At 68.3% G+C, this 20941-nt stretch carries 22 protein-coding genes and 1 tRNA gene; 13 read left to right on the top strand and 10 right to left on the bottom strand.

The genetic code is table 11. The features are described from left to right. Positions 1 to 123 precede the first annotated feature (123 nt). Both AB0I34_RS09345 and AB0I34_RS09350 read left to right on the top strand, forming a co-directional pair. Positions 124 to 783, top strand: a complete 660-nt coding sequence (locus AB0I34_RS09345; protein ID WP_360442082.1) for a hypothetical protein — start codon at positions 124 to 126, stop codon at positions 781 to 783. A 112-nt stretch (positions 784 to 895) separates the two neighbouring features. Then, entirely contained in the window at positions 896 to 1372 is a 477-nt protein-coding gene (locus AB0I34_RS09350) for a hypothetical protein (protein WP_360442085.1), read from the top strand. Positions 1373 to 1375: 3 nt separating this feature from the next. Here AB0I34_RS09350 and AB0I34_RS09355 read toward each other — a convergent pair whose 3' ends face one another. From AB0I34_RS09355 to AB0I34_RS09365, 3 genes are all read right to left on the bottom strand, one after another. Continuing rightward, positions 1376 to 2356, bottom strand: a complete 981-nt coding sequence (locus AB0I34_RS09355) for a ribose-phosphate diphosphokinase (protein ID WP_360442088.1) — start codon at positions 2354 to 2356, stop codon at positions 1376 to 1378. 14 nt (positions 2357 to 2370) lie between these two features. Then, positions 2371 to 3858, bottom strand: coding sequence for a bifunctional UDP-N-acetylglucosamine diphosphorylase/glucosamine-1-phosphate N-acetyltransferase GlmU (gene glmU, locus AB0I34_RS09360; protein WP_360442091.1), 1488 nt, complete (start codon positions 3856 to 3858; stop codon positions 2371 to 2373). 253 nt (positions 3859 to 4111) lie between these two features. Then, entirely contained in the window at positions 4112 to 5065 is a 954-nt protein-coding gene (locus tag AB0I34_RS09365) for a hypothetical protein (RefSeq protein ID WP_360442094.1), read from the bottom strand. A 401-nt stretch (positions 5066 to 5466) separates the two neighbouring features. On the opposite strand from AB0I34_RS09365, the gene AB0I34_RS09370 reads away from it, so the two are divergent. The 5 genes from AB0I34_RS09370 (at position 5467) to AB0I34_RS09390 (ending at position 9048) form a co-directional block, all read left to right on the top strand. Beyond that, the gene (locus AB0I34_RS09370; RefSeq protein WP_360442097.1) at positions 5467 to 5907 is read left to right on the top strand and encodes a DUF664 domain-containing protein; all 441 of its coding nucleotides are present in this window, start codon (positions 5467 to 5469) and stop codon (positions 5905 to 5907) included. A 13-nt stretch (positions 5908 to 5920) separates the two neighbouring features. Beyond that, positions 5921 to 6253, top strand: a complete 333-nt coding sequence (locus tag AB0I34_RS09375) for a VOC family protein (protein WP_360442100.1) — start codon at positions 5921 to 5923, stop codon at positions 6251 to 6253. Positions 6254 to 6602: 349 nt separating this feature from the next. Beyond that, positions 6603 to 6968, top strand: a complete 366-nt coding sequence (locus AB0I34_RS09380) for a YciI family protein (protein WP_360442103.1) — start codon at positions 6603 to 6605, stop codon at positions 6966 to 6968. Further along, positions 6965 to 8188, top strand: a complete 1224-nt coding sequence (locus AB0I34_RS09385; protein WP_360442106.1) for a DUF6596 domain-containing protein — start codon at positions 6965 to 6967, stop codon at positions 8186 to 8188. The genes AB0I34_RS09380 and AB0I34_RS09385 overlap by 4 nt, the downstream gene beginning before the upstream one ends. Positions 8189 to 8208: 20 nt before the next feature. Continuing rightward, positions 8209 to 9048, top strand: a complete 840-nt coding sequence (locus AB0I34_RS09390; RefSeq protein ID WP_360442109.1) for an alpha/beta hydrolase — start codon at positions 8209 to 8211, stop codon at positions 9046 to 9048. A 6-nt stretch (positions 9049 to 9054) separates the two neighbouring features. On the opposite strand, the gene AB0I34_RS09395 is transcribed toward AB0I34_RS09390, so the two are convergent. The 5 genes from AB0I34_RS09395 to AB0I34_RS09415 form a co-directional block, all read right to left on the bottom strand. Further along, entirely contained in the window at positions 9055 to 9729 is a 675-nt protein-coding gene (locus tag AB0I34_RS09395) for a hypothetical protein (RefSeq protein ID WP_360442112.1), read from the bottom strand. Next, positions 9726 to 10130: a GNAT family N-acetyltransferase gene (locus AB0I34_RS09400; protein ID WP_360442115.1), complete on the bottom strand. Its 405-nt coding sequence runs from the start codon at positions 10128 to 10130 to the stop codon at positions 9726 to 9728. Before AB0I34_RS09400 ends, AB0I34_RS09395 begins: the two co-directional genes overlap by 4 nt. A 469-nt stretch (positions 10131 to 10599) precedes the next feature. Continuing rightward, the gene (locus tag AB0I34_RS09405) at positions 10600 to 11529 is read right to left on the bottom strand and encodes a phosphotransferase (RefSeq protein WP_360442118.1); all 930 of its coding nucleotides are present in this window, start codon (positions 11527 to 11529) and stop codon (positions 10600 to 10602) included. A gap of 229 nt (positions 11530 to 11758) precedes the next feature. Next, positions 11759 to 12196 (bottom strand): hypothetical protein, encoded by a 438-nt coding sequence (locus AB0I34_RS09410; protein ID WP_360442121.1) that lies wholly within the window; start codon positions 12194 to 12196, stop codon positions 11759 to 11761. A gap of 416 nt (positions 12197 to 12612) precedes the next feature. Continuing rightward, positions 12613 to 12684: transfer RNA gene (locus AB0I34_RS09415), tRNA-Gln, on the bottom strand. Between the two features lie 123 nt (positions 12685 to 12807). Between AB0I34_RS09415 and AB0I34_RS09420 the strand changes: the two genes are divergently transcribed. From AB0I34_RS09420 to AB0I34_RS09445, 6 genes are all read left to right on the top strand, one after another. After that, entirely contained in the window at positions 12808 to 13815 is a 1008-nt protein-coding gene (locus AB0I34_RS09420; protein WP_360442124.1) for an acyl-CoA desaturase, read from the top strand. Positions 13816 to 13880: 65 nt separating this feature from the next. Further along, positions 13881 to 14522: a TetR/AcrR family transcriptional regulator gene (locus tag AB0I34_RS09425; RefSeq protein ID WP_131362973.1), complete on the top strand. Its 642-nt coding sequence runs from the start codon at positions 13881 to 13883 to the stop codon at positions 14520 to 14522. A gap of 74 nt (positions 14523 to 14596) precedes the next feature. Further along, positions 14597 to 15781 carry a sensor histidine kinase gene (locus AB0I34_RS09430; protein ID WP_360442127.1) on the top strand — a complete coding sequence of 395 codons (1185 nt, stop codon included), beginning with the start codon at positions 14597 to 14599 and terminating at the stop codon, positions 15779 to 15781. Next, complete coding sequence (locus AB0I34_RS09435; protein WP_360442130.1) at positions 15778 to 16446, top strand: response regulator transcription factor; 669 nt, start codon at positions 15778 to 15780, stop codon at positions 16444 to 16446. Before AB0I34_RS09430 ends, AB0I34_RS09435 begins: the two co-directional genes overlap by 4 nt. 103 nt (positions 16447 to 16549) lie before the next feature. Beyond that, positions 16550 to 17329, top strand: coding sequence for an ABC transporter ATP-binding protein (locus AB0I34_RS09440; RefSeq protein WP_360442133.1), 780 nt, complete (start codon positions 16550 to 16552; stop codon positions 17327 to 17329). A gap of 1 nt (position 17330) precedes the next feature. After that, positions 17331 to 19790, top strand: a complete 2460-nt coding sequence (locus tag AB0I34_RS09445) for an FtsX-like permease family protein (RefSeq protein WP_360442136.1) — start codon at positions 17331 to 17333, stop codon at positions 19788 to 19790. Here AB0I34_RS09445 and AB0I34_RS09450 read toward each other — a convergent pair whose 3' ends face one another. After that, positions 19791 to 20138 carry a VOC family protein gene (locus tag AB0I34_RS09450; RefSeq protein WP_360442139.1) on the bottom strand — a complete coding sequence of 116 codons (348 nt, stop codon included), beginning with the start codon at positions 20136 to 20138 and terminating at the stop codon, positions 19791 to 19793. Between the two features lie 2 nt (positions 20139 to 20140). Beyond that, the gene (locus AB0I34_RS09455; RefSeq protein ID WP_360442142.1) at positions 20141 to 20929 is read right to left on the bottom strand and encodes a methyltransferase domain-containing protein; all 789 of its coding nucleotides are present in this window, start codon (positions 20927 to 20929) and stop codon (positions 20141 to 20143) included. Positions 20930 to 20941 lie beyond the last annotated feature (12 nt).

The raw sequence follows: 20941 nt of genomic DNA on the forward strand, positions 1-20941 counted from the left end.
GGCCGCAATCCGCCGTCCGGACTCCGCGCCAGCACGGAGATGCGCCTCCGTACCCGCTCCGATGTGTCACCGCGCCCGCCCGGCGTTTCCTGAGGTCGTCAGCTCACCTCACGAAGGAACACCATGACGACCCGAACCGCACCACCTCCCACCGTTGCCGATCTCGTACGCCGGCGCCGGGTCGGAATCGTTGCCTTCCTCCTGGCGATCACCGCCGTGGCAGCGGTTCCGGGCGGACTGCTCTGGCCGGAACCGGCCGCGGGCGGCGAGACGTACGCCTACGGCGACATCCAGCCGGTCCGCGACCTGTGGTGGGGCCTGCTGGTGGTTCTCAGCGGTGCACTGGTGATCAACGTGCCCGCTCAAGCACTGCTGACGACGCTGCTCGTGCGCCGCCGCGGAGCCGCCTGGGCGACCACCGGTGCCGTGGTGATGTGGATCGGCACCGCTCTGTACGCCGTCGGAGGCGCCGGCTGGGCAGCGGCGTACTACTTCGCTACCGCACCCGGTGTCGACGCCAGTGTCATCGAGCGGATCAATGACGACTCCGCCCACCTGTTCGGCGTGATGATCCCCGGCGCCCTACTCGTTGCTGTCGGCACCGTCATCCAGGCGGTCGGCCTCTGGCGCTCCCACGCCGTACCCCGCTGGATCCCCGTGCTGTGGCTGACGATCATCGCAACGTTCGTCGTACCCGGCAACGGCATCGCCGGTCTGCTCACCGCGCTGCCGATGACCGCCGCATCACTCGGTACGGCGTACTACGCCTGGCGCCAGGCCTGACCGTCTGGAGACGGGAGGCTACCCCTCGTCGTCGTTCGGTCCGAGCCGTTGCCCAGGGCTGCGACAAGGTGCAGCGTGGAAGGAACAGCGGATCTCTGGGGAGGGGACTCCAATGAGCGAGAACGCAATGGGGCGCCGCCAGGCGCTGAGGGGTGCAGGCATCGCCGCGGGTGGCGTGGCGATTGCGGGGCTGGCGACTGCCACGCCGGCCATGGCAGACGACAACGGACTGTCCGGCAGCTGGATGTGCCGCCGGCAGGACGACGGCTCGACCGACAAGGTACGGCTGATCCTGAGCTTCGCCGCGGGTGGTGTGATCGTGTCGCACGACATCAGCCCGGCCGGACCGCCGTTCACCGGCACGTGGTCGAAGCACGGCAAGTGGTTCCAGGCGACCTTCTGGACCGGGTTCCCCGGCGAGCAGGGTCCGGAGTCGGTCGGTCCGACGGTCCGGGTGCAGCTCCGCGGATCGGTGTCCCACGGCAAGCTGTCGGCGACGTACCGCTTCACCGTGTACGCGCCGAACAGCGAGACGCAGGTGGTGGAGACCGGTACCGGGAAGCTGACGGGTCGCCGGATCAGCGCCTGACGGTCAGGCGCGGCCCTCGAACAGGCTGGTCACCGAGCCGTCCTCGAAGACCTCGCGGATGGCTCGGCTGATCAGCGGCGCGATCGACAGTTCGGTCAGCTTGTCGAACCGGCGGTCCTCGGCGATCGGCAGCGTGTTGGTGACGATCACCTCGCTGGCCTGGCAGTTCTTCAGCCGGTCCACCGCCGGGCCGGACAGGATCGCGTGCGTCGCGGCGATCACCACGCCGACGGCGCCCTCGGCGTACAGCGCGTCGGCCGCCTTGGTGATGGTGCCGGCGGTGTCGATCATGTCGTCGACCAGGATGCAGACCCGGCCCTTCACCTCACCGACGACCCGGTTCGCGACCGTCTCGTTCGGCCGCTCGATGTCGCGGGTCTTGTGGATGAACGCCAGCGGCGCGTTGTTCAGGCGCGCCGACCACTGCTCGGCCACCTTGATCCGGCCGGCGTCCGGCGACACCACGGCCAGCTGCTGGTCGCCGTACTTGGTCCGGACGTACTCGCTCAGGATCGGCAGCGCCATCAGGTGGTCCACCGGGCCGTCGAAGAAGCCCTGGATCTGCGAGGTGTGCAGGTCGACGCAGATCAGCCGGTCCGCGCCGGCGGTCCTGAACAGGTCGGCCATCAGCCGGGCCGAGATCGGTTCGCGGCCGCGGTGCTTCTTGTCCTGCCGGGCGTACCCGTAGAACGGCAGCACCACGGTGATCCGCTTGGCCGACGCCCGCTTCAGCGCGTCGACCATGATCAGCTGCTCCATGATCCACTCGTTGATCGGCGAGGTGTGGCTCTGGATCACGAACGCGTCGCTGCCCCGGACCGACTCCTCGAACCGGACGTAGATCTCGCCGTTGGCGAAGTCGTACGCCGCGGTCGGGACCAGGCCGGTGCCGAGCTGCTCGACGACCTCCTCGGCCAGACCGGGATGGGCCCGGCCGGAGAACACCATCAGGTTCTTCTCGGTGGTTCGCTTCATCCCGCTCATGGCCCGGCCTCCCGTTACTTCTTCTCGCCAGTGTCGCCCAACGCCGCGTGATCCGCCGGTGCCTGTCCGGCATCGGCCGACAGGGCTTCTTCGGCCGCCTTCGCCGTCTTGGTGCCGGCCCGCTTGCGCGCGACCCAGCCCTTGATGTTGCGCTGCCGCCCGCGCGCGACCGCGATCTCGCCCGGGCCGACGTCCTCGGTCAGCGCCGTACCGGCGGCCAGGTAGGCGCCGTCGGCGACGGTCCGCGGCGCGACCAGCACCGAGTTGCTGCCGATGAACGAGTGCTTGCCGACAATCGTCGGGTGCTTCGCGACGCCGTCGTAGTTGGCGAAGATCGTGCCGGCGCCGATGTTCGCGCCCTCACCGATCGTCGCGTCTCCGGCGTACGACAGGTGCGGCACCTTGGCGCCGTCGCCGATGGTGCTGTTCTTGGTCTCGACGAACGTACCGATCTTGGCCTTCACGCCCAGCTTGGTGCCGGGGCGGAGGTAGGCGAACGGTCCGACGTTCGCGCCGTCGCCGATCACCGAGCTCGACCCGTGCGTCCGGATGATCGTGGCGCCTTCGCCGATCTGTACGTCGGTCAGCGTCGTGTCCGGGCCGATCGTCGTACCGGACCCGACCGTGGACGCGCCGTGCAGCTGCGTGTTCGGCAGCAGGGTGGCGTCGCGCTCGATCCGGACCGTCTGGTCGACCCAGGTCGTGTTCGGGTCGACGACCGTGACACCGGCGCGCATCAGCTTGTCGAGGTTCCGGCGGTTCAGCTCGGCTCGCAGCGTGGCCAGCTGGACGCGGTCGTTCACGCCCTCGGTCTGCATCGCATCCTCGGTCGCGTACGCGCCGACCCGCTTGCCGTCACTCTTCGCGATGGCCAGTACGTCGGTCAGGTACAGCTCGCCCTGCACGTTGTCGGTGGTCAGCCGGCTCAGCCCATCACGCAGCGTGGCCGCGTCGAAGGCGTAGATGCCGGCGTTGATCTCGTCGATCTGTCGCTGCTGGGGCGTCGCGTCCTTGTGCTCGACGATCCCGGCGACGGTGCCGTCGTCTCCCGGGATGATCCGTCCGTACCCGGTCGGGTCGGGCACCCGCGCGGTCAGCACGGTGATCGCGTTCCCCTGCTTGTCGTGCTCGGCGATCAGCTCCTGGAGCGTCTCGGCCTCCAGCAGCGGTACGTCGCCTGACGTGACGACGACCGAGCCCTCGAAGTCGGCCGGTACGGCGGTCAGCCCGGCGCGAACCGCGTCACCGGTGCCGAGCTGCCGCTCCTGGACGGCGGTCCGGGCTCCGGGGTCGATCTCCTCCAGATGAGCCTCGACCAGCTCCCGGCCGTTGCCGACCACGACCACCAGGTGTTCGGGGTCGAGTGCACGGGCGGTGACCACCGCGTGCCCGACGAGACTGCGCCCGCCGATCTCGTGCAACACCTTCGGGATCGCCGATTTCATCCTGGTTCCCAGACCGGCGGCCATGATGACGACCGCCGCGGGACGATGGGAAGTCACGCGGTCTTCTCCTCGAGTTCCCTGCGAGTTTCTGGAACAAGTATCGGCACGGACACTCGAAACTGTGCCCGCGCAAGCCTACTTGCTCCTCAGACCGGATCCCGCACGGCCTCCGCGCGGCCGTGCGGGATCACGTGACTCGTCTCACGGCATTGTCAGCGGGCGAAGGCGGTGAAGGCCGAGAACGGAGCGTCCGGAGTGGCGCTGGTGAGGCCGGCCGTCCACAGCCGCCCGTCGGCAGCGGCGGCTCCGGTCAGGGTGCCGTACTCGGCGCCCGGGCTCGGTGCTTCGACGAACTTCGAACCGCGGTACTCCAGCACGTAGGGCTTCGCGAAGATGCTGTTGCCGGATTCCTCGAATCGCTCCCCCACCGCGACCGGGCGGTTGTCACGCAGTGCGACGTCGTACAGCTGTGACCATCCGGTCGGGGCCGGCACCCGGGTCCAGGAGACGCCGTCGTAGTGCAGGACCAGCGGACGGTCCTGGGCGACATGCTCCACACCGACAAGCAGATGTTCTTCGGCCCGGCCACCGCGATGCCGGTGGGGATCTGGGAACCATCGGCCGGTACGTCGTCCACCAGCGTCCATCGCTTGCCGTCGAAGTGCGCCAGTCCGCCGTTCAGCCCGAGCCAAGCGTCCTTCGCGGAGATGACGGCCAGGGTATTGCCGTTGATGGATCCCTCGAGTCCCGCCGTGAGTGGCTGCCACGATCCACCGGCGTACCGGTAGACGACCGCGTGCTCCTGCCCATCGACGTTGGCCCAGCCAGCCGCCCAGACGGCGCCGTTCGGACCGATGGCGACGCTGCCGAACGACCCGGTCGGCACTGACGGCCCCGGTACGACGCGCCAGCGGGCGCCGTTCCAGTGCATCACCAACGGCTTGGGGGTCGCGGGATCGGCACGGTCCTCGCCGACCGCCCAGACGTTCTCGGCGCCGGCCACTGCCACGCTCTGAAGCGTCGCGTTCGTGCGCACCGGCTGTGCGGTGGCCTTCCAGCGCTTGCCGTCCCAACGCAGCGCGAGCGGCCGCTGGTCCTGGAATCCGTCGATCTGGTCACCACCTACGGCCCAGGTCTCCCCCGCCCGGCTGTCGATGTCGTCCAGGTTCGCCGGCTGCCGCCCGGTCGGAGTCACCGTCCACTGCAACGCCGCCTGCGCGGCGCCCGGCTGTGCTTCCGCGGTGATCGAGCTGCCTGTGAACACGCACGCAACGGCCCCGAGAACCGCCACAAGCCTGCGTGTCCCCCGATTGTTCTCCCGCACTGAAGGCCTCCACATCACTGTCCGGTCCCACGCGAATCGCAGGCACCACACCTCTAGACGCATTCACCCCCACATCCCGTCACGCCTGACCTGCGCATGGCGCGGCCTGACGCCGGGTACGCCGTACCCGGTGGATGTTCTGGTCGGCTGTGAGTGCTCGACCCACCTGGAGACGACGGGCGGGTGCTGATCACGACCGATCGCCCGGAGGACCGTGGTGAGTTTGTTGTGATGGTTGGGCAGCTGGTGTGGGAGTGACCTCTGCAGGGGGAGGATGGGGTGGTATGGAGCGGGTTTGGCAGCCGAGGGATGGGGATGAGCGGGGGATCTTGCTGGGGTGGTTGGGGTTTCATCGGGATGCGTTGCGGGCCAAGTGTGACGGGCTGGACGCGCAGCAGTTGGTCACGCGGGCGGTGGTGCCGTCGGCGTTGTCGTTGCTCGGGATCGTCCGGCACATGACGGAGATGGAGCGCGCGTACGGCGTCTGGGCACTCGGACCGAAGACCGAGTTGGAATGGGTCTGGGGGCAGTACACCGACGACGGACCCGAGTGGGACTTCGACGTCGACGCCTCGATGGTGGACGCGTCGATGGCTGCCTGGGCACGCGAACGTACGGCCCACGACGAGCTGATCGCGCGGCACACCTCACTCGACGACGTCGGACCCGGCAGCGGCATGAGCCTGCGCTGGAACCTGCAGAAACTGGTCGGCGAGTACGCCCGCCACAACGGCCACGCCGACCTGATCCGCGAAGCACTCGACGGCCGAACCGGCGAATGACCAGGAGCGAACCATGGGACTCACTCTCGGAGCAATCGTTCTCAACGTGAAGGACATCGGCCCCGCGGCCGAGTTCTGGCGCCAGGCCCTCGGGTACGGCGCCGCGCCTGACAACCCCGACTTCCTCGTCCCGCCAGGCGGCCGGCCCACCGAACTCCACCTCGACGAAACCGACCGCACCCACCTGGACCTCTGGGTCGACCGCAGCACGTCCACCGTCGAGGCCGAGATCGACCGCCTGATCGCCCTCGGCGCCCGCCGCGTCGAGGACTGGACCTACCCACCCAACGCGGACTTCGTCGTACTCGCCGCCCCCGACGACACCATCTTCTGCATCATCGGGTGAGCGGTCCCACCCACTCCGACGACAACGAACTCGGCTTCGTCCAGGCCAAGCCGGCGGAGGTCGAAGTTGTGGCCTTCGAGGTGCCACAGCGGAGCCAGGTTTCGGTCGGGTGACGCGAGGCGGTGGAGTGCGTCGATCTCCAGCAACTCGTGCAGCGGCCCGAGGTCGCCGGACACGTCCCACGTGCGGCAGTCGTGCCAGCCCATCACCTCGAAGTCCGCGTCGCCTTCTCCAGCCCCGACGCTGCATGCACCAGCTCAGTATTCACAGGAAGCGGCTGTCGATTTCGAAGGGTGGCGGGGGTCATCGTGGTGACAGAGTTGTTCGGCAGTCGACGGAAGGTGGGCTGATGGCGCGGTTCTTGATCCTGATGGCCGAGGAGGATCACTTCGCCCGGTGGGATGCGGCCGAGGACGCGACACGGGAGCAGGTGTTCGCCGACTTCCGGGCGTTCACGGCCGCGGTTCGCGCGCGGGGACGGTTTCGGGGCGGAGAGGCGCTGGTCCATCCGAAGGACGCGCGCACGCTGCGGCCCGACGGCGAAGGGAGGCGGGTGACCGAGGGCCCGTACGCCGAGACCGTCGAGCAACTCGGCGGCTTCTACCTCGTGGAACTGCCGGACCTCGCCACCGCCATCGAGGTGGCGTCGTTGCTCCCCCGCGACTACGACGTCGAGGTGCGCGAGTGTCTCGACGTGGGAGTACCGGACGAATGACCCCGCTGGAAACGGCGCTGCGTGACGAGTGGGGCCGGCTGCTGGCTCTGCTCGTCGCGCAGTTCCGGCGCCTCGATCTGGCCGAGGACTCATTGGCCGAGGCGTTCGAGTCGGCGGCACGAACTTGGCCTGACCAAGGCGCGCCGGCCAACCCACCAGCCTGGCTGCTGACCGCGGCCCGCCGCCGAGCCCTCAACCGGTTGCGTGCCGAGGCAGTCGCCGCCAAGTCCCTCCCGCTCCTGGCCGTCGAGGCCGGCCTCACCGAGAACGCACGACGGGTGATCGCCGACGGTTCGGCTCCCGAAGAGATCGGTGCAGTGGACGAACGCCTGCGGCTGATCCTGCTCTGCGCTCATCCGTCGCTCGCACCTGAGGCCGCAGCCGCGCTCACGGTGCGGCTCGTACTCGGCGTTCCGACCAGCGACATCGCGCGCCTGTTCCTCGTCCCGACCACCACGATGGCCGCGAGGCTCACCCGGGCCCGGAAGAGCCTCGCGGGCGCGGCGTTCGAGGTGCCGACAGGATCGGTGCTAGAGGCAAGGATCTCGACAGTCGCCGACATCGCCTACCTCGCGTTCACCGCGGCGTACGCGCCCGGCTCCGGTCAAGACGTCGTACGCGCGACTGAAGCAGGCGAGGCGATCCGGTTGGTCCAGGTACTGCGCGAGGTCGGCCCGGAAAGCGGTGATCTCGACGCCCTTCTGGCATTGATGATGCTCCAGCACTCTCGCCGTGACGCGCGCGTCGACAACGGCAAGCTCGTGCTCCTCCCCGATCAGGACCGCAGCCGCTGGCACACAACCGAGATCGCCGAAGCGCTTGCCCTGCTGACCCCGATGGCCCAGCAAGCACCCTCCACGCCGTACTTGCTGCAGGCACTGATCGCGGCCGAACACTCGATCGCGCCGACCGCAGCCGACACCGACTGGACACGCATCGCCGAGTGGTACGAAGAGCTCGAGAGCATGACGGGATCTCCGGTCGTTCGGATCAACCGCGCCGTCGCCCTAGCGGAAGCCGAAGGTCCGGCCGCCGGGCTGTGCCTGCTTGACGGACTGCAGGTGCCCGGCCACCGCCTCCCCGCGGTGCGTGCCGAACTCCTGGCACGCGCCGGCCGTCCCGAGGAAGCTGTGACGGCGTACGACGCCGCCCTCGCAGCCTGCGACAACGCGGCTGAACGGGACCATCTGACGCACCGACGAGCAACACTCCGGCCCTGAGCTTTGGCATGCTCGGTCGCATGGGTGATGGGGCGCTGGTCGACGTCGGGGATGTCACGTTGTTCGTGCGGGAGCTCGGCGAGCGTGGTGACAAGCCGTCGTTGGTGGTGATGCACGGCGGGCCGGATGTCGGGCACGGCTATCTGGTGCCCGGGTTCGAACCGCTGGCTCGCGACCATCACGTCGTACTGTTCGACTTCCGTGGCTGCGGCCGGAGCGCGCGGGGTCTTCCCGACGAGGACCTTCAACCGGAGTACGTCGTGCAGGACACACATCGGCTGATCGACAAGCTTGGCCTCGGGCAGGTGGACCTGCTGGGGTTCTCCACCGGTGGCAGGGCGGCGATGCAGTTCGTGGACAAGCATCCTGAGCAGGTACGGCGGCTCGTCCTCGCGTCGACCACGGCTTACACCGATGCGGAGCAGTACCTGGCGGGCTGGGAGGAATACCAGCGGCGCCAGCGAGCGGAGGACGCCGCCGGCGGGAAGCTGCGGAACTCCACCGTTTTCGTTTGGGACCTCGACCTCGCACCGGCGTACCTGGAACTGCTGGAAAGCCTGGGTTCCGACACAGGCGACTGGAGCGAGGAACGCGCCATCAACGGCGACATGCACCCGTGGTGCCCCGGCGACCCCGAACGCATCCTCCGCGACTCCGGCAAGCCCATCCTCATCCTCCACGGCGAACATGACATGGGTTTCCCCGTCCAACTTGCCCGCCGCCTCCACGCCGCCCTCCCCACCAGCCACCTGGCCGTCATCCCCAACACCGCCCACATGTGCCACTTCGAAAACCCAACCACCTGGTCCAACCACATCCGCGAGTTCCTCCAGTCCCCTGAGCAGACCGCCGACCGCTGAGGCCGGTTAGCGGGTGAGTTGCTGCAGCCAGGGGTGGCTGTTGTCAGTACGACGGATCATGTGGCGGAGCCAGAGCTGCTTGGCCTCACTCAGCAGCGGCCAGACGCACACGAGATCGCGCTCGTCTTTCGTACGCCGCTTTCGGGCCTTGAACAGCAGAACGATCTCAGGGTTGAGGTACCGAATCCCGTCGCCCGCAACCCACGTGACCTCATCGAGCGGCGCAACGTGATCAGCGATGAACTTGTTCGTCCACAGACCATCGCGATCCGGCGTCAACGGCAGGTCGATCACCCACGGCGCATCACCATGCTCGCGCACCCAGATCTGACTCGCCGGATGAAACACCTCCGGATGCCGATCAGTCAGCGGCCGCATGTCCTCTCCGGCAAGACACCACAGATGCCACCGATCCCCGACGTACGCCCGAAGCGCAGGCACATCAGAAGCAAAGATCGAGACATCCACATCGTCATGCCGGCGGGCCACCCCCGTGAACGCATCGACGGCCCACCCACCAACTACCCACCACGGCCGCCCGAACCCCTCCATGAACCCGGCAACCCCAGCCAGATCCATCGCCTCCCAGCGTCCATACAGCCGAGCCCAGTACGCCGCCTCAGCCAACTCATCGACCGTCGGCCCCAACCACTCGGGCCGCTGGTTCATCCAGCCGCTCACAGACTTCGGCGTACGACGACGTTGCGTTTCGCCTTGGTGCGTTCCTCGCCGTACACCGTGAACCCGGCGGCGAGAAAGGTACTCAGCATCCCGCGCCCAGGATCCCCGGGCAGGGCCTTGACCGGATAGGCCTCCACCATCCGCGCGCCCGAACTGCGAGCGTATTCGACTGCCGCCTCGACCATCGGCAGCGTCGTGCCACGCCCGCGATACCCACTCTTCACGAACAGACAGTTGATCGCCCAGATCGACTCATCGTCCGGCTCGTCGATAGGCAACGCCCGCGAGTGGACGATCGCGTAGTACTCCGTCCGCGGCGCAACCGCGCACCAGGCAGCCGGCCGCTCATCGACATACCCGATCAGCCCAACCGGCTCCCCTGCCCGTACAAACCCCTCCATGGCGGCCCGATTCTCCGCACTGCCATTCCCAGCAACCACCGAACTCGGCAACCGCCGAGCCATACACCAACACCCCCGCGTCCCCCCACTAGGCCCGAACAACTCAACCAGGTCCCCCCACCGCCCCTGATCAACCGCCCGAACCATCAAGTCCATCCCCGCATTCAACCACCGCCCCCGGCCAGAAACCCGCCCCCAGAACGCACCACCAGGCGCCGCAGGAGCCCGCACCCACGGGCGGGTACGAGCACGCGAATGCACCGCTCACCGGAAACTGTTCGTCCCTGGGAGCCCCTTTGTTTCCGAAGATCGCGGCGGCTGCCGATCCGCTGAACGTGGAGCTAGCGTCCGTGACCTGCCGTCTGGCCAAGGCAGTCCTGCGCGTCCGCTGAGATGCAGGTTGGTGGATTGCCGGGGCCGGCCTCGGCTGAGAGCGCGCGTTACGCCGCGCATCCGGCGTGGAAGGGGGTCACTGTTGCAGGAGTAGGGTCTCGAGGTCTGGAAGTCGGGCGAACATGTCGGGGAGGCCGCGTACGCCGTTGCGCACGGCCTCGTGCGATAGCGCGAGGTCAGGGCCTGTGCTCGCCTCGACGCCGGCCAGGCAGCGCAGGATGTTCCACCGTGTGTGCCCCAGCCAGCCACCGATCATGAAAACGAACCAGCTTGGACCCGCCGGCGGCAGCGCTCCGCCCCCGGCGACGTAGCCGTCGAGGACCGAGCGGAAAATGGCCGGCTCGATGGTGTCGAAGCCAGGTCCCTTCGCGAGGCTCAGCGCGGTCGAGCCGAGCTCACCGGACAGGTCGAGCATCCCCGAGAGCTCCCAGTCGAGCACTACCGGCCGACCGTCTCGAGCGAGCAGGTTCCAGGGTTGAATGTCCTTGTGGGTCAGCACAACAGGGCCTGGCCGTTCGCAGGTGTCGACGAAGTCGGCAATCGCGAGCAGCGTCTCGACGTGGGAGGCGAGTTCGTCGGCCCACGGCTGCCCGGTCGCCGCCGCCCGCTCGGCGAGCTCGGGCCAGTCCCGTGGCGTCGGGTCCTCGATCGAAACGTCGGTCCACTCGACGTCCAGCGCGTGGATGCGCGCGAGAATCTCACCGATCTCGAACGCGTACGCCGCCGACACCGGTGCCTCGGGCACCTTCTCGCCCTCCACCCACCGGTGGACGAGCGCGTGACGGCTGACCGAGATCGGCTCAGGCATCGGTACGCCGGCTGCGAACGCCGCCCGCTCGAACCTGAACACGTCCTCGAAGCGGTAGGTCCAGCGGCGGTCGACGAGGTTCAACTCCTTCACCGCGAACGACCCCTGGTCGGTGTCGAGCCGGAACGTCCGGTTGGCGAACCCGCCATGGACCCGGATCATCGGCCCGATCGGCGTACCGAGATGCGAAAGATCCACCCCACGCACTCTAGGACCCGCACTTCATCGACGCACCAGAATTGCCCGGGCCGCACGCATCCAGGTCAAATGGCTGCCCGACCTCAGCGAGGCGGTCGACTTCTGCGGTGTGCTGGTGGGCTGGGACGGCTCGTGCCGCCTGCTCGGCTGCACGACGTTCGGCATGTGTACGCCGCCCTGCTCCTGATCGCCGGTCTCGAAGACCAGGATCGAAACCTGGCGGAAGTGCCTAGAGCCAGGGCGGGTCGTAGCGGCCCACATAGGCGCGTGCGCGTTCTGTCGGATCTGCCCAGTACTGGTGCGGTTGGCGATGCACGTGCTCTTCACAGAACTCCCGAAGGTCACTGCTGATCGTCTCCACCTGACGGACGGGGAGACCCTCGAAGTCGCTGTTGACCTGCAGAAGTTCGGACTCAAGGTTCCAACCCGACGCATCGAACGCCCACGTGCCCCGCCTCGCGTACGTGTGAAGTGGATGCTCGAAGTCACCCAAGTACACCGCCGCCAAGGCGATCCCCTGATCGGGATAGAAATCCCTGCACGTCCAGGCCAGCACGTGGCATGCCCCACTCGAGAAGAAGGCCCGATCCGTTCGCTCCCAGGAGACTCGTTGATCCGCCCGCTCGATCGCGGTTCGTCGGAACACCCCAGACGCTGTCACTGCCATGGTGGCGATGCTAGCGAGGCGGTCCCCTCCGCGATGAGGCTCCAAGCACCCCGAACGGCCGGAGGCCGCATCCACACGTCCACGCCGTGATCCATAAGAGCCAAACTGTGCTGGGCCTGTCTGCCCTAGTCCACAGTTGTTGTTAGCAAAAGCGTTGGCAAGAACGACCCTGAAGGAGCAGATCCTGCCCTCTGCAGGCGACGATGGTGAATTCCGCGTCGCCGACCCGGACGGACATGTGCTCCGGGTGTTCTCAGGTTCCCCAGAGGAGTAGCCGGTCTGATTCCGACGTGCAGAGCAGCAGACCCTCCGGTCTACGCGCACGTCCTCCGCACGCACACCGACGAGTAGCGGCGTGTTAGCAGATCCGTGAGCAAACCCCGGCTCGGAGGGCTCCGGACCGGGGTTTCACGCTGCTCCCCCGCCAGGTTTCGATCCTGGTCTTCGAGATTCAAAGTCTCGCGGGCTGCCGATTACCCCACGGGGGATCGTGGTCGCCGGGACAGTTTGCCATGGAGTGGGGTGGACGACACGCTGAGGGGTTCCTTACCTACGGGTCCGTAGGTTACGGTAGCGTAGGTAAGCCGTCCTCCATCCGAGGGATCGAACACATGACTCCACCCGCCGTTGCCGCACCGGAGGCGCCCACCCGCGCCCAGCAGGCCGACGATTTCGACGTCGACACCGGAACGCTCGGGGGTGAGCAGAAGCGCCCATGGGAACAGGTCGCGCTGGCGTTGTTCATCGGGATCCCGTTCCTGGCCGTGCTGGCCGCCGTACCGATCGCGTGGGGCGGATTCCTGGGCTGGCGCGACGTGGTCCTGGCGGTGGTCTTCTACACGGTCGCCGGGCACGGCATCTCGATCGGTTTCCACCGGCTGTTCACGCACAAGTCGTTCAAGCCGAACCGCCCGATGAAGTACGCGCTCGCCATCGCCGGCTCGCTGGCGATCGAGGGCCCGGTGGTCCGCTGGGTGGCCGATCACCGCAAGCACCACAAGTTCTCCGACCGTGACGGCGACCCGCACAGCCCGTGGAAGTACGGCAACACCGTGCGCGCACTCACCAAGGGCTTCATGCACGCCCACGTCGGCTGGCTGTTCGACACCGAGCAGACTCCGCAGCGGCAGTACGCGCCGGATCTGCTGAAGGACAAGGACGTCGTCCACGTGTCCCGGATGTTCCCGATGCTCGTCGCCGTCTCGCTGCTCGCGCCGGCCGTCATCGGCGGCCTGTGGTCCTGGTCGATCGAGGGCGCGCTGACCGCGTTCTTCTGGGCCAGCCTGGTCCGGATCGCGCTGCTGCACCACGTCACCTGGTCGATCAACTCGATCTGCCACACGATCGGCGACCGGCCGTTCAAGAGCCGGGACAAGTCCGGCAACGTGTGGTGGCTGGCGATCCTGAGCCAGGGCGAGTCGTGGCACAACCTGCACCACTCGGACCCGACCTGCGCGCGGCACGGAGTGCTGAAGGGACAGCTCGACACGTCCGCCCGGTGCATCTGGTTCTTCGAGAAGATGGGCTGGGTCAGCGACGTCCGCTGGCCGGTGCGCGAGCGCCTGGAGGCCCGCCGTGTCGACGCCGACGCCAAGACCCCGCTGAAAGCGGCTGCCTGAGGCGCCACCGGTAAATCTCCCGCTGGCAACACCGAAGTACGGCATGATGCTGACGTGATCTTGACGTGACGGAACCCAAACCGCGGCGGTCCGGCCGGATCCGGATGACGAGTGCCGAGCGTCGCGAACAACTCATCACCATCGCCCGTGGCCTGTTCGCCCAGAAGGGGTACGAGGCGACGTCGGTGGAGGAGATCGCGGCGCGCGCCGAGGTCTCCAAGCCGGTCGTCTACGAACACTTCGGCGGCAAGGAAGGCTTGTACGCCGTGGTCGTGGACCGCGAGGTACGGGCGCTGCTCGACGGTGTCACCCAGTCGCTGACGGCCGGCCGCGCGCACGAACTGGTCGAGCAGGCGGCGCTCGCGCTGCTGGACTACATCGAGAACAACTCCGACGGCTTCCGGATCCTGGTCCGTGACTCGCCGGTCGGGTCGTCCACGGGCTCGTTCATCTCGATCCTCAGCGACGTCGCCACCAGGGTCGAGCACATCCTGGCCGAGGAGTTCAAGCGCCGCGGCCTGGACCCGAAGAACGCCCCGATGTACGCCCAGATGCTGGTCGGCATGGTCGCGCTCACCGGCCAGTGGTGGCTGGACGCCCGCCGCCCGAAGAAGCCGGACGTCGCCGCCCACCTGGTCAACCTCGCCTGGAACGGCCTGTCCGGCCTCGAAGCCAAGCCGACCCTGTCGACCCGACCGCACAAGTAACAACCTCTGGTCGTACGCCGACATCCGCCCGTGGCATGACCCCTCGGCGGTGACCGCGCCGTACCCTGGCCCGCATGACGGGGATCCTGACCGCGCGGCCCGTGCCTGCCCGCAGCAAGGCGTTCGACCTGCTGCTGACCGGCGGCCTGTGCATGGTCTTCGGACTCCTGTCGATCGCGCAGTCCGGGTTCGAAGGCATCCTCGGCTTCGGCATGCTGGTGCCGCTGATCTGGCGCCGGACCCATCCCGAGCTCGTCTTCTTCGGCGTCTCCGCGGTCGCCTCGGTGCAGTGGCTGTTCGGCGCCCAGCTGATGCCGGCCAACGTCGGCCTGCTCGTCGCCCTCTACACGATCTCGGTGTACGGCGAGGTCCGCTACAGCCGGATCGCGCTCGGAATCGGCGGCCTCGGCGTCCTGATGGCGACGTCGCGGTACTGGACGAACTCCGACTGGCGCCAGCAGGTGACCATGATGGTTGCCCTCGGCGCGCTGGTGTTCGGCGTCTGGGCGTTCGGCGAACGGCGCCGTACCCGCGGCCTGTACGTCGCCCAGCTCGAGGAACGCGCGGAGCAACTGGAACGCGACCGCGACCGTGAGGCCAAGCTGGCCGTGTCCAATGAGCGGACCCGGATCGCGCGCGAGATCCACGACGTGGTCGCGCATGGTCTGTCGATCATGATCGTCCAGGCCGACGGCGGACTGTACGCCGCGGACAAGTCACCGGAGCAGGCGAAGAAGGCGCTGGCCACGATCGGCGACACCGGACGCGCGAGTCTGACCGAGATGCGCAAGATGCTCGGCCTGCTCAAGCAGGACGAGCAGCCCGAGCTCGACCCGAACCAGCCTCGCCCGCAACCGGGCGTCTCGTCCCTGCCCGAGCTGATCGACAACGTCCGCGACGCCGGGCTCACCGTGGACTACCAGGTGACCGGCGAACCGCGCGACCTGGAGGCGTTGCTGGGCCTGACGGCGTACCGGATCGTGCAGGAGGGCCTGACCAACACGCTGAAACACGCCGGGCCGGGAGCGCGGACCTCCGTCCTGCTGGACTTCGGGCGCGAGATGCTGACCGTGGTGGTCACCGACGACGGCCGGGGTGCCGGGGTGGCGCCGAGTGCCGATCCGGGGCACGGTCTGGTCGGGATGCGGCAGCGCGCCTCGATCTCGGGCGGTACGGTGAGCGCCGGACCGAAGGCGGGTGGCGGTTACGAGGTGATCGCCAAACTCCCGTACCACCTTCCCACTGGAGGCGAGCAGTGAGCGATGACGTGATCAGGGTCTTCCTCGTGGACGACCAGGAGCTCGTCAGGGCCGGGTTCACCATGCTGGTGGACTCGCAGCCGGACATGCGGGTGGTCGGCCAGGCCGGCGACGGTGGCGAGGCGGTGGAGAAGATCCAGGTGACCGCGTGCGACGTCGTACTCATGGACGTCCGGATGCCGCGCCTGGACGGCGTGGAGGCCACCCAGCGGCTCCAGTCGTTGCCGCAGGCACCGAAGGTGATCGTACTGACCACGTTCGACCTGGACGAGTACGCGTTCGCCGCGATCAAGGCCGGCGCGGCCGGCTTCCTGCTCAAGAACACGCCGCCGGCCGACCTGCTGTCGGCGATCCGCCAGGTGTACTCCGGTGACGCAGTGGTCTCCCCCAGTACGACGAAGCGGCTGCTGGAGCACTTCGCCGGCGCACTGCCCGACACCGGGACCGAACGGCCGGATCTGGCCGAGCTGACCGCCCGGGAACGCGAGGTTCTGCTCGAGGTCGCCCGTGGCCTGTCGAACACCGAGATCGCCCAGCTGTTCACGTTGTCCGAGGCAACGGTCAAGACGCATATCGGCCGGATCCTGGCCAAGACCGGGCTGCGTGACCGGGTCGCCCTGGTGGTGCTGGGCTACGAAACGGGACTGGTCCGGCCGACCAAGTAATACCCAGGTAGTACTCCGACTCCAGTCTGCGGTCCGACGAGATCCGGTGGCGGAATCACTAACTTCTTGACCAACGTCAGGTTCAGTTGAATCAAGGAGTGACATGAGTTTGCAGACCGGTGAGCTTGCGGTCGGGCGGTTGCCGCAGGACGGGACGCCGCGGACCGCGATCCGGGCGCACGAGTTGCGCAAGGTGTACGGACAGGGCGACACCGCGGTCGCCGCGCTCGACGGCGTGTCGGTCGACTTCGGCGTCGGCCGGTTCACCGCGATCATGGGTCCCTCCGGCTCGGGCAAGTCGACGCTGATGCACTGCTTGGCCGGGCTCGACACCCCGACCAGCGGCCAGGTCCTGCTCGGCGAGACCGAGCTGACCCAGCTGCCGGACGCCGAGCTGACCAAGATCCGCCGGGACCGCGTCGGCTTCGTGTTCCAGTCGTTCAACCTGCTGCCGATGCTGTCGGCGAAGGACAACATCCTGCTCCCGCTCGAACTGGGCAACCGCAAGCCCGACCAGCAGTGGCTCAGCACGCTGATCGACGTACTCGGACTGCAGGACCGGCTCACGCACCGCCCGTCGGAGCTGTCCGGCGGTCAGCAGCAGCGCGTCGCCGTCGCTCGCGCGCTGGTCGGACGGCCGGAGGTCGTGTTCGCCGACGAGCCGACCGGCAACCTCGACTCGCGCTCCGGCGCCGAGGTGCTCGGGTTCCTGCGCCGCTCGGTCCGCGAGTTCGGCCAGACCGTGGTGATGGTCACCCACGACCCGCTCGCCGCGTCGTACGCCGACCGCGTCGTGATGCTTGCCGACGGCAAGCTCGCGGGCGAACTGCACAACCCGAAGCCGGAGACCGTACTGGACGCGCTGCGGCAGCTGGGGGCCTGACGTGCGACGTTCGATTCTCTCCTCGCTGCGCGCCCACCTGGGCCGCTTGGTCGCCGCCTGTCTGGCGATCGTGCTGGGGGTCGGTTTCGGCACCCTGGCGATGACCGCGCACGGGTCCGCGGCGCACGGTGTCGACACGACGATCGGAGCGAAGTACCGCGGTGTCGACGCCCTGGTCTACCCGGAGAACGCCGAGATCACCGCGGCGGATGTCGCGAAGGTCCAGAAGGTGCCGCAGGCCGCGTCGGTGGTGACCATGACGACGGCGTACCTCGAGGCGTCGTACCCCGGGCTGGTCCGGGACGAGGCCCTCGAGGTCGACGCGCTCTACGACACCACCAAGATCGCCGGCCCCGGTACGTCGTCGGGCCGGTTGCCCACCGCAACGAACGAGATCGCGCTCCCGGCCAAGCCGGCGGACAAGCACAAGGTCTCGGTCGGCCAGAAGCTCCGCCTCAACTCGTGGAACAACAAGTCGTGGGACGTCACCGTGGTCGGCCTGCTGGACGACTCGAACTCGGTCGGCCAGGCGCATGCCGTCGCCACCCCGGCGGCGGTGAAGATCTTCGAACCGGACGGCTTCACCCGGGCGGTCGCGATCGCGGCGAAGCCCGGCGTGGACCAGGAGGCGCTCGCCGTCGCAGTTCAGAACGTCGTCCCACAGGACCTGAAGGTCTACACCGGTGAGGAGTGGATCGACCACGAGGTGAAGGGCTTCACGAACGGCATCGACGTTCTCGGCGGTGTGTTCGGCATGTTCGCGGTGATCGCGCTGTTCGTCGCCTGCCTGGTGATCGGCAACACCTTCACGATCGTGATCGCCCAGCGCACCCGGGAGATGGCGCTGCTGCGCTGCGTCGGCGCGTCTCGCCGGCAGGTGTTCTCCTCCGTGCTCGCGGAGGCGAGCGTGGTCGGCGTAGTCGCGTCCGCGATCGGCGTCGTGTTCGGGGTCGCGCTCTCCGCTCTGGCGCTGGCGCTCGCCCGCGAGTTCGACTGGGGCATCCCGCCGGTACCGCTGCACCTGGACGTGTGGTCGGTGCTCCTGCCGCTGCTGCTGGGGACCGTGGCGACCATCGTGGCCGCCGTCGTACCGGCTCGCCGGGCGACCCGGGTCGCGCCGCTGGCAGCGCTTCGTCCCGAGGCCGCTCCGGCCGCCGGGTCGAAGGCCGGTGTAGTGCGGCTGGTTCTCGGCTTCCTGTTGCTCGCGGGTGGTGGCCTGCTGCTGGCCGTGGGTGCGGGCAGTAGCCAGGTGATCGTCGGCGTGGCCGGCGGTGTGCTGTCGTTCCTCGGCGTTCTCGCGGTCGGTTCGCTCCTGGTACCGGCGCTGATCCGGGTGATCGGCGCGTTGCCGGCCCGTACCGGCGTACCGTCGCGGATCGCCGTCGCCAACGCGGTCCGGAACCCGAAGCGTACGGCGGCCACCACCTCGGCACTGCTGATCGGTGTGACCCTGATCAGCCTGACCTGTGTCGGGATCGCGTCGGTGCGCAAGACGTTCGACGTGTCGATGGACAGTCAGTACCCGGTCGACCTGGTGGTGCGGGCGTACAACGACAAGATGCCGGCCAGTGCCGAGCAGCAACTGCGTGACGTCAAGGGCATCACGCAGGTGGTCCCGGTGAGCCAGGTGACGCTCAAGGCCGGCAACCAGCAGGTGCCGGTCACCGGGATCGACCAGGCCGGGGCCGGATCGGTCATCCACGACCCGACGCTGGCCGGTCAGCTGAAGCCGGGTACGGCGCTGCTCGACTACCAGACCATGAACGGGTTGGACATCAAGAGCGGCACACCGATCACGCTCGTCTCCGGTCAGCACAAGTTGACGGTCACGGCGCAGGGCGCGACCGGGCTGGACCCGATGACGATCACAGCCGCCGACCTCGCGAAGCTCGTCCCGAACGCCTCGGTGAACGGGTTCTGGGTGGCGTCCGACCCGAAGGCGGACGGGTCGCAGGTGATCGACTCGGTGGAGCAGTCGATCCCGACGGTCAAGGATCTGTCTGTCAGCGGCGGTCTGGCCGAACGGACCAGCTACACGAAGATCTTCGACGTCCTGCTGCTCGTCGGCATCGGTCTGCTCGGGGTCTCGGTCCTGATCGCCCTGGTCGGTGTGGGCAATACGCTCAGCCTGTCGGTGCTGGAACGGACCCGCGAGAACGCGCTGCTCCGGGCCATGGGGCTGACCCGGCGCCAGCTCCGAGGGATGCTCGCAGTCGAGTCGTTGCTGATGGCACTGGTCGCGGCCGCGCTCGGCATCGTCCTCGGCCTGATCTACGGCTGGACCGGGACCAGCGCCCTGATGGGTGGCCAGACCGTCGACGGCGGCGTGGAGTACGCCGTACCCGTCACGCTGCTGGTCGCGATCGCCGCGGTCGCTGCGGTCGCCGGCCTGCTCGCGTCGGTCCTGCCGGCGCGGCGCGCCGCCAAGGTCGCTCCTGCCGGCGCCTTGGCCACCGAGTAGTCAGACGATCTCGACCCGATTCCCGTGGCCGTCGGCGGTGTGGAACCGCCGGCGGCCGGGGATCGTCTCGTTGTCCCAGGTCACCGGATATCCGAGCTCGGTGAGCTTGGCAGCCAGCGCGTCCAGGTCGTCGACGGCCAGCGCAGGGTGCGCCTTCTTCGCCGGCCGGAAGTCCTGCTCCACGCCGACGTGCACCTCCGCGGCACCTTCCTTGAACCAGCAGCCGCCCCGAGCCTTCAGCAACTCCGGCTTCTCCACCTCGGTCATCCCGAGCGCGTCCCGGTAGAAGGCCCGCGCGACGTCCTCCCCGCCTGGCGGACAGGACACCTGCACGTGATCGAGCCGCATCCTCAGCTCTCCTTCTTCTGAGCCACGGCAAAGATCCGCCGGAACGGCAGCAGAGTCCCGTAGTCCCGCTGCGGGTACGCCTCCGCCAACCGAGCGCCGTACTCCGCCTCGAACCGCACCCGCAGGTCGTCCGGCAGCGACTGCAGCACCGGTCGCGCGCCGGTCCCCTTCACCCATTCGAGTACGGCGTTGTCGCCCTGCAGCACGTGGAAGTACGTCGTCTCCCACGCGTCGACGACACACCCTTCAGCACTGAGCACGTCGATGTACTCCGCCGGACCGGGGACATCGGGCCGCAGCGACGTGTCCTTCGCGTACTTCGCGTACGGCTCGGTGGCAGCGAGTTCACGCAGGATCGCGTGCGACGGGGCGTTGCCATTGCCGGGGATCTGGATCGCCAGCCACCCACCCGGCCGCAGCGCGTTGACGAAGCCGGGCAGCAGGTCCACCTGCTCCGGGACCCACTGCAGCGTCGCGTTGGTCACGATCACATCGATCGAACCTGCCGGCGCAGACCATTCGCGTACGTCGCCGAGCTCGAACGTCAGCCGGTCGTCGGTGTACTGCTGTGCCGCCTCGAGCATCTGCGGCGAGTTGTCGACGCCGACGATGGTTGCCTCCGGCCACACCTCCCGCAGCGTGACGGTCAGGCCGCCGGGACCACAGCCGAGATCGACGACCGTGCGGACGTCCTCGGCCCGGACCCGGCCGACCAGATCCGCGTACGGCCGGCCGCGTTCGTCGGCGTACGTGCCGTACTGCACTGGGTTCCACACCGGTGACGTGCGCATGGCGAGCACCTC

This window comes from Kribbella sp. NPDC050281, from assembly GCF_040655855.1.
Lineage (GTDB): Bacteria > Actinomycetota > Actinomycetes > Propionibacteriales > Kribbellaceae > Kribbella.

Excerpts from the sequence above, each read along its gene's own strand:
- AB0I34_RS09355 (WP_360442088.1), bottom strand. The coding sequence starts at position 2,356 with ATGAGCGGGATGAAGCGAACCACCGAGAAGAACCTGATGGTGTTCTCC.
- AB0I34_RS09420 (WP_360442124.1), top strand. The coding sequence starts at position 12,808 with ATGACTCCACCCGCCGTTGCCGCACCGGAGGCGCCCACCCGCGCCCAG.
- AB0I34_RS09380 (WP_360442103.1), top strand. The coding sequence starts at position 6,603 with ATGGCGCGGTTCTTGATCCTGATGGCCGAGGAGGATCACTTCGCCCGG.
- AB0I34_RS09430 (WP_360442127.1), top strand. The coding sequence starts at position 14,597 with ATGACGGGGATCCTGACCGCGCGGCCCGTGCCTGCCCGCAGCAAGGCG.
- AB0I34_RS09400 (WP_360442115.1), bottom strand. The coding sequence starts at position 10,130 with ATGGAGGGGTTTGTACGGGCAGGGGAGCCGGTTGGGCTGATCGGGTAT.
- AB0I34_RS09450 (WP_360442139.1), bottom strand. The coding sequence starts at position 20,138 with ATGCGGCTCGATCACGTGCAGGTGTCCTGTCCGCCAGGCGGGGAGGAC.
- AB0I34_RS09375 (WP_360442100.1), top strand. The coding sequence starts at position 5,921 with ATGGGACTCACTCTCGGAGCAATCGTTCTCAACGTGAAGGACATCGGC.
- AB0I34_RS09350 (WP_360442085.1), top strand. The coding sequence starts at position 896 with ATGAGCGAGAACGCAATGGGGCGCCGCCAGGCGCTGAGGGGTGCAGGC.
- AB0I34_RS09440 (WP_360442133.1), top strand. The coding sequence starts at position 16,550 with ATGAGTTTGCAGACCGGTGAGCTTGCGGTCGGGCGGTTGCCGCAGGAC.
- AB0I34_RS09455 (WP_360442142.1), bottom strand. The coding sequence starts at position 20,929 with ATGCGCACGTCACCGGTGTGGAACCCAGTGCAGTACGGCACGTACGCC.
- AB0I34_RS09345 (WP_360442082.1), top strand. The coding sequence starts at position 124 with ATGACGACCCGAACCGCACCACCTCCCACCGTTGCCGATCTCGTACGC.
- AB0I34_RS09385 (WP_360442106.1), top strand. The coding sequence starts at position 6,965 with ATGACCCCGCTGGAAACGGCGCTGCGTGACGAGTGGGGCCGGCTGCTG.
- AB0I34_RS09410 (WP_360442121.1), bottom strand. The coding sequence starts at position 12,196 with ATGGCAGTGACAGCGTCTGGGGTGTTCCGACGAACCGCGATCGAGCGG.
- AB0I34_RS09390 (WP_360442109.1), top strand. The coding sequence starts at position 8,209 with ATGGGTGATGGGGCGCTGGTCGACGTCGGGGATGTCACGTTGTTCGTG.